Below are 6,927 nucleotides of genomic sequence, written 5' to 3' on the forward strand. Positions count from 1 at the left end.
GGCGGCCCAGACCCTCGCAGCCGGGCGACGGGCCGTCAAGAGCCCGTCGCCCAGGACGCGTTCGGATGCTCCTGCCCCAGTGCCGCCGGCAGGTGGGCGACCGGCGGACCGCGGTCGACCTTGCGTCAGGCGACGGCGACGCGGGTACGGGCCTCGCCGGCGTCGATCCTCCGGATGGCGACGCCCTTCAGGCGGATCCGCCGGATGCTCGCCGGGGCGAGCGAAACGCCCGGGCCGGTCTCCACGAGGGCGTCTCTCCGACTCCCGGATGAAGATCGAGACAGAGGTGTACGCGCGCCGGACCGCCACGGATCGGCCCGACCCGCGCGCCCCGGAGCGGTGACCAGGCCGACGGTGGCCGCACCGTTCCTCTGTCTTTCGGCAGAGAGGCGCATCCGCCGTGAGGTGCACGTGTTCCCGCGGTCCCGGCATCGATACTGGTCGGCGTGGTACGCACTCCTCCGTTCGCCGGTCCCGTTCGTGGTCACCCGTCCCGAGGGCCGGGCTCCGCGGCGCTCCGCCCGGCGGTGGAGACGGCCGGAGCCGGGCTCGCGGGGCTCGGGGTGTGGGCGGCGGTCGGGTACCTCGACTTCCTGCCGCACCCGTACGCGCAGCTGGCCGCGCTCCTGGTCGGGGTCGGGCTCTTCCCGTGGCGGCGGCGCCTCCCCGCGGCCGTGCTGTTCGTGCTCGCCGCGCTGACCGGGCTCGCGCCCTGCGTCGGTCCGGTGACCGCCGCGACCGCGTACACGGTGGCCCGGCGGACGGTGGCGGCGCGGCGACGGGCCCGGCTGCTCGGCGGGGCGGCGCTGCTCGTCGCCGGGTGCGCGACGGTGTCCGCGCCCCTGCTCGGACCCGGGGCGATGCCGTACGGGTTCGCGCTCGGGCTCGTGCTCACCGCGACCGCCGTCGTCGTCCCCGGGCTGGTCGGCACCTCGTACGGGCAGCAGCGGCGGCTCGTACGGGCGCTGCGCGAGCGCGGGGACGCGGCCGAGCGGGCCCGGCGCTTCGCCGACAGCGAGGCCCGCATCCATGAGCGGTCCCGCATCGCCGCCGAGATGCACGACCTCGTCGGGCATCGGCTCAGTCTCGTCTCGCTGCACGCCGGAGGGCTGGAGCTCGCCCTCGCACGCGCCGATCCCGAACTGCGCGAGGAAGCCGTCCTCGTGCGGCGCACCACCCGCGACGCCATGCGCGAGCTCCGTCAGGCCCTCGGCGTCCTCGGGCCGCTCGGCCGGGACACCGGGTCCGCGGCCCTCACCGACGCCACCGGCACCCGCGCCGACGTCGAGACCCTCGTGGCCGAGTCGCGGGACGGAGGCATCGCCGTACGCCTGGACTGGACCGGGCCCGACCTCGACGCCCGCCCGGCCCGGGTGCGCCGCGCGGTGCACCGGCTCGTCCGCGAGTCCCTGACCAACGTGCACCGTTACGCGCCCGACGCGCACGTCACCGTGACCGTGGCCCACCACGACGAGGCCGTCCGGGTCGAGGTGCGCAACGGCGCCCCGGCCGCGCCCCCGCTCTCCGCCGGCGACCTCGGCACCGGCCGAGGACTCACCGGCCTGCGCGAGCGCGTCGAACTCCTCGGCGGGACCTTCGACGCCGGGCCCGGCCCGGCCGGCGGCTTCCGGGTCGAGGCGTGCGTTCCGACGGAGCCGGATGACGACCCCGCCCCCGCTCCCGGCCCTGCTCCCGCCGCCCGGCGACCGGGGTCCGGGCGGGCCGGCGAGCCCTCGCCCGATGCGCCGGGCGCCGACGGAGACACCGGTGCGCTCGGCGCCGAACGGCTCACCGCGCAGGCGCTCACCCTCGCCCTCGGACTCGGGGTGCTGAGCGTGCTCATGACCCTCGGCATCGCCTTCGTGTACGCGAACGCGCCGCACCAGGACGCCGGGCCCCGCCCGCTGCCGCGGGTCGGCATGACGTACGACGAGGTGTCGGCGGCGGGCGTCCTCGACAACGCGGCTGTCCGGGCCGCCGCCACCGGGCACGAGCCGCCCCGGCCCGCCGGAACGGCCGGCTGCGTCTACCCCTTCGCCGGCGCCACCGAGTCCCGCCCCGGCTCCCTGACCATCGCCCGCTACTGCTTCGACGCCGCACGGCGCCTCATCGCCATCGACCGCTTCACCGTCCCGGCCGTCCGGGACGCCACACCCTGGGAGACCCCGTGACCGGAGCCGCCCGTCCGCCCGTCCGCGTCCTGCTCGCCGACGACGAGGCCATGATCCGCCACGGCGTGCGTCTGATCCTCCGGCACGCCGAGGGCATCGACGTCGTCGCCGAGGCCCCCGACGGACAGCAGGCCGTCGAACTGGCCGCCGTCCACCACCCCGACGTGGTGCTGCTCGACATCCGGATGCCGGTGTGCGACGGCCTCGCGGCGATCGCCCCGCTGCTCGCCCTCGACCCCGCGCCGCGCGTGGTGATGCTGACCACCTTCGGCGACGACGACAACGTCGTACGGGCCCTGCGCGAGGGGGCCGCCGGGTTCCTCCTCAAGGACGACGGGCCGCAGGAGCTGATCAGCGCGGTACGGGCGGCCGCCGCCGGCGACGCCGTGCTCTCGCCGGGCGTCACCGGCACGGTCGTCGCCCGGATGCTGCGCGCCCACGACCCCCGGGAGGCCGCGGGGCCGGCCGCGGACGAGCGGATCGCCCGGCTCACCGCGCGCGAGCGGGAGGTCCTCGCGATGCTCGGCGAGGGGCTGTCGAACCAGGACGTCGCCGACCGGCTCGGCATCGGCACCGGAACCGTGAAGACCCACGTGGGCGCCATCCTGGACAAGACCGGCACGACCAGCCGCGTCCAGGCCGCCCTCCTGGCCCATCGGACCGGCCTCGCGCCCTGACCGAACCGCACCGCCGGGCTCCGCCCTCCCTCCGACCTTCGGCAGAGACGATCCCGCCCTCACCGGTCTTTCGGCAGAGGTCAAGTCCCGCCTCCAGCACGACCTTTCCGCAGCTGGGGGCCATGAGGATGGATCCGTCCCCAGGCCCGGGAGCTCCTCCCGGGCCGTCGCACGCCAGGCGGAGTTGCCATGTCACAGTCCCTCCCTTCCTCCCGCGCCGCGCTCAGGGAGCCGGCCGCCCGCGCGATCGGGCTGACCAAGACCTACGGCAAGGGGGAGACCCGGGTCACCGCGCTCGACGGCGTCTCCGTGGAGTTCGCGCGCGGCCGGTTCACCGCCGTCATGGGGCCCTCCGGGTCCGGCAAGTCCACGTTGATGCACTGCATGGCCGGTCTGGACGCGGTGAGCTCCGGCTCGGCCCGGATCGGGGACGTCGAACTGTCCGGGCTGGCCGACCGGGAGCTGACCCGGCTGCGCCGGGAGAAGGTCGGCTTCGTGTTCCAGGGGTTCAACCTGCTGCCGACCCTCACCGCGCTCGAGAACATCACCCTGCCCCTGCGGCTGGCCGGCCGCCGGCCCGACGCCGCCTGGCTGGACGCCGTCGTCGGCACCGTGGGGCTCGCCGGGCGCCTCGCGCACCGGCCCGCCGAGCTCTCCGGCGGTCAGCAGCAGCGCGTCGCCGTGGCCCGGGCCCTCGTCTCCCGCCCCGAGATCGTGTTCGCCGACGAGCCGACCGGCAACCTCGACTCCCGCTCCGGCGCCGAAGTGCTCGGCTTCCTCGCGGACTCGGTGCGCGAACTCGGTCAGACGGTGGTGATGGTCACCCACGACCCCGCTGCCGCCGCCCACGCCGACCGCGTCGTGTTCCTCGCCGACGGGCGCCTGGTGGACGAGCTGTACGAGCCGAGCTCCGGCGCCGTCCTGGACCGGATGCTCGCCTTCGAGAGCCGCGGCCGGACCTCCTGAGCCCGTACGACGGGCGATCCGGCGTTCGCCACCCGTCACACGCGCCGCCCGCCGTTCCCGTCAACCGTTCGGCGCCGCCCCACCTCCTCGGCCCTCCCGCCCTTCGGCGCCTCACCCCTTCCCGCTCTCCCTCGGAAAGCCGACCATGCTGCGAACAGCCCTGCGCAACGCCCTCGCGCACCAGGCCCGATTGCTCACCACCCTCCTCGCGGTCGCCCTCGGCGTCGCGTTCGTCTCCGGTTCCCTCGTCTTCGCCGACACCATCACGGCCGCCTACCGGGCCTCCTTCGCGAGGAGTTACGCCGGTGTCGCGGTCACCGTCGAGCCCGTGTACGCCCCCGGCCCCTCCGCCGACCGGCGCGGCCCCGCCCTCGACGACGCGCTCGTGGCCCGGCTGGCCGCCGTGCCGGGAGTCGCCGCCGCCCGTCCCACGGTGGACGGCTCGGTCACGGCGGCCGCGAAGGACGGCTCCCCGATGCGCGCCGACAACGCGATGGGCAGGCTGGCCGCCGCGTACGTGCCCGGAGCCGGCGGCACGGACGCCCGTCACCCGCTGACCGCCGGGCGCGCCCCGCGCACGGCCGGGGAGGTGGCGCTGGAGCGCGGCACCGCCGCGGCCGGCGGGTACGTCCTGGGCGACACCGTCACCCTGGCCGTCGACGGGCCCGTGCTGCGGATGAAACTGGTCGGCCTGGTCTCCACCGACGACACCCGGGTCACGGCCGGCGGCACGCTCGCCGTGTTCGACAAGTCCACCGCGCAGCGCCTGTTCGCCGCCCCCGGCCGCTACACCGGGATCGACCTGTCGGCCGCACCGGGCACCGACGCGGCCGAACTCGCCACGCGCGTGGGTCCCTTGCTGCCCGCCGGCCGGGCCGAGGCGACCACGGCCGCCGCGAAGGCGGCTCAGCAGGCGGTCTTCGTCGACACCAAGACCGAGGGCTACTCCCGGCTGCCCCTGATCTTCGCCGTGGTGTCGCTCTTCATCGGCTCGTTCCTCATCGCCAACACGTTCACCATGCTCGTCACGCGCCGCTCCCGCGAGATCGCGCTGCTGCGCGCGATCGGCGCCACCCGTCGCCAGGTGGTCGGGTCCGTGCTCGCCGAGGCGGCCCTGGTCGGCCTCGTCGCTTCGGCCGCCGGGTTCGCCCTCGGGCTCGGCGTCGCCTCCGTCCTGCCCGGGCTGCTGGGCACCGCGGACGACCCGCTGCCCCAGGGGCCGCTCGTCGTCGGGCCCGCCCCCGTGCTTGCCTCGCTCGTCGTCGGTGTCGGCGTCACGGTGGTCGCCGCGTGGCTGCCCTCCCGCCGCGCCGCCCGGATCGCGCCCGTCGAGGCGATGCGCGCTGCCGAGCAGCCGTCCGCGGCCGCCTCCGGGCCGTCCCGGATCCGGGCCGCGATCGGCGGGCTCGTGCTGCTGCTCGGCGTCGGCGTGCTGCTCTCCCTGAGCGACGCCCAGGACGCCTCCGACGCGCACCTCCGGACCGCCATGCTCGGTTGCGGCGTCCTGGCGACCGGGCTGATCGTGCTCGCCCCGGTCCTCGCCGGCCCGGTGATCCGCCTCGTCGGCCGGCTCACCGCACGCCTCGGCGTCGTCGGCGAGCTCGCCGAGGACAACGCGCTGCGCGATCCGCGCCGTACCGCCGCCACCGCCGTGGCCCTGATGATCAGCACCGCGCTGGTCTCCGGTCTGGCCGTCGTCGACCACTCCTCCAGCCGGGCCCTGGACGCCCAGGCCGCCGCCGGCCTCCGCGCGGACTACGTCATCGGCACCCGGGGGACCGGCACCACCGCCGTCGACGCGGCCGCGGTCCGGCGGGTGGCCGCGCTGCCCGGGGTCGCGACCGCGTCCGCCGTCGCCGACTCCACCTTCTCCGCCGGCGGCTCCGTACGGCAGGTCTCCGGCGTCGATCCGCAGACCGTGGGCGCCGTCATGAAGCTCCACTTCACCGCCGGTTCCGCCGCCGTCGGGCCGGGCCGGATCGCCGTCTCCAGCCGCTTCGCCCGCGAGCAGCGGATCGGGGTCGGCGACCGGTTCGAGGCCGCCATCGGTCCCGGCGCGAGCTCCGGTGCCGCCCGGGGCGCGCGTCAGCGCTCCTTCACGGTCGTCGGCGTCTATGCCGACAACCCCACCGCCCGGGACGTCCTCGCCTTCCGCGGCGACGTCCAGCGCTCCGCGTTCCTGCCCGGCTCCGTCCAGCGCGTCCTCGTGACCACCACCGAGCGCGGCGGCGCCGCGCCCGACCTGGAGAAGCGGCTGCGCGAGGCCGTCGACCACAGCCCCCTGCTGACGGTCCAGAGCCGTGCCCAGCTGGTACGGGAGCAGGCCGGTGTCGCGGGTGACCTGATCACCCTGGTCTTCGGGCTGCTGGCCATCGGCGTGGTCATCTCCGCGCTCGGCATGGTCAACACCCTCGCCCTGTCCGTCGCCGAACGCACCCGCGAGATCGGCGTCCTGCGGGCCCTCGGCATGGACCGGGCCGGCGTCCGGCGCATGATCCGGCTCGAATCGCTCGCCGTCGCCGCGTACGGCACGCTGCTCGGCCTGGTCTGCGGCCTGTTCGGGGCGTGGCGGGTCAGCGGGCTCGCCAACGGGGCCGTACCCCAGTACGCGTTCTCGCCGCCCTGGGGCGTCCTCGCCCTCGTCGTCGTCCTGTCGCCGGCCGTCGGCGCCGCGGCGGCCGCGCTGCCGGCCCGCCGGGCCGCCGCGCTCGGCCCGCTGCGCGCGGTCGCCGAGGCCTGACCGGGTCCACGAGGGGGCGGACCCCGACGACCGGGGGCGCGTGGGGGGCGCGCGGAGCGTCAAGGAAGCGGGCCCGGCTTCGCCGGATCGTGTGGGACGCGGGGGAAGATCGCGGAACTCGGTGCCGGACACGGCAGGATCGGTGGGGCAGGGGTCGACGACCGACAGGAGCCGTGGGGGCTCCTGGACCCCGTACCCGAGCGTCGTGCGCCGACATCGCCGCTCACCGCCGCCCCCGGACGAGGCTCCGCTCCGGGGGCGGTGTCGTAGGCCCTGTCGTGGGAAGCCCCCCCCCCCCCCGGCCCCCAACGGGGGTGGGAGAGAAGCCCCCCGGCCCCGCGCCGGGGCGCAAACTACCGAGGCGGGGAGCCAC

General features: G+C 76.4%; 4 protein-coding genes. All 4 read left to right on the plus strand.

From position 1 onward, the window contains the following. Window positions 1-446 precede the first annotated feature (446 nt). The 4 genes from ACIGXE_RS06425 to ACIGXE_RS06440 all read left to right on the plus strand — a co-directional run bounded on the left by ACIGXE_RS06425 (window position 447) and on the right by ACIGXE_RS06440 (window position 6,554). Entirely contained in the window at window positions 447-2,171 is a 1,725-nt protein-coding gene (locus ACIGXE_RS06425; protein ID WP_399744095.1) for a sensor histidine kinase, read from the plus strand. A gap of 50 nt (window positions 2,172-2,221) precedes the next feature. Continuing rightward, window positions 2,222-2,848: a response regulator gene (locus ACIGXE_RS06430; RefSeq protein ID WP_399745136.1), complete on the plus strand. Its 627-nt coding sequence runs from the start codon at window positions 2,222-2,224 to the stop codon at window positions 2,846-2,848. 189 nt (window positions 2,849-3,037) lie between these two features. Beyond that, window positions 3,038-3,814 (plus strand): ABC transporter ATP-binding protein, encoded by a 777-nt coding sequence (locus ACIGXE_RS06435; protein WP_399744098.1) that lies wholly within the window; start codon window positions 3,038-3,040, stop codon window positions 3,812-3,814. A gap of 145 nt (window positions 3,815-3,959) precedes the next feature. Beyond that, on the plus strand, window positions 3,960-6,554 hold the full coding sequence (locus ACIGXE_RS06440) for an ABC transporter permease (RefSeq protein WP_399744100.1): 2,595 nt from the start codon (window positions 3,960-3,962) through the stop codon (window positions 6,552-6,554). Window positions 6,555-6,927 lie beyond the last annotated feature (373 nt).

The sequence above is a fragment of the Streptomyces sp. NPDC053431 genome (assembly GCF_044544925.1).
Lineage (GTDB): Bacteria > Actinomycetota > Actinomycetes > Streptomycetales > Streptomycetaceae > Streptomyces.